Origin of the sequence: Melioribacter sp. Ez-97, assembly GCF_051488665.1 — a bacterium.
Taxonomy (GTDB): domain Bacteria; phylum Bacteroidota; class Ignavibacteria; order Ignavibacteriales; family Melioribacteraceae; genus Melioribacter.
Genome location: NZ_JBPSEG010000039.1, coordinates 1 through 786, shown reverse-complemented (window position 1 = coordinate 786; position 786 = coordinate 1). Strand labels below are relative to the sequence as shown.

1 pseudogene is annotated in these 786 nt (G+C 32.8%); it reads right to left on the bottom strand.

The features are described 5' to 3' along the window. Window positions 1–553: 553 nt before the first annotated feature. Window positions 554–786, bottom strand: a pseudogene (locus tag ACSSWA_RS14940) (IS256 family transposase); the annotation flags it as partial.

Here is a 786-nt window from a genome sequence, read left to right as displayed (position 1 = left end):
CAAATATTCTGCAGTCGGTAAAATGACGTTGATGAAATAAGGTGAATAATTGATTAATAGAAATTAGCGGAGAGCAATAAATGATTATGAATGATGCTCTCCGTTTTTTTATATATGTATTTAATATAACACAGCTATGAAATCTTTGTGAGGATCCATTAGTAAATCCATAATATCTTTACGGAAGTCTGAAAGGCAACCCACTCGCCCGAATATGCGAAATTCGCAAACAGAATAGTTAATTTGTTCGACGGACGCGTTGTGAATTGAAACCGGAATTTATTGCTCTGTTATATCATATAATAGTTTTATTCCGAATCGCATGGACTGTGAAAAATTCAAACGCGATAAATATGAATAATACTTCTTATCCGCCATTCATGCTGCATGCGGCATTTAATGATTCTGCGAAAATCAACGCTAATACTTTCCCATTTTAAAAATTACTTTGTTTAAAAAGAATTTATTCTGTTCTCAATAATTATGAACAAACTAAAATATCTGATGCCGGCATAAAGTCAAATTTAGTTGAAATTCAGAGACCCCATTATTTTTAAGCTACCTCTTCTTTCATAAGTTTTAATTCCGTTTTAATAGCAGAACGAAGTAAGGGTAATTTTTCATAATTATTTACTCTTCTCACCTGCTTGCAGCAGGCAAGTCTTTCTTTCTATTTCCAATAACGATGCAGCTACCCACCTGGCTTTCATTTCCGAATTCATCCAGCGTTTTACTTTTCTTATATATTTTGATAACTGCGAGTTTAAGTTCTCTATCAGATTTGTT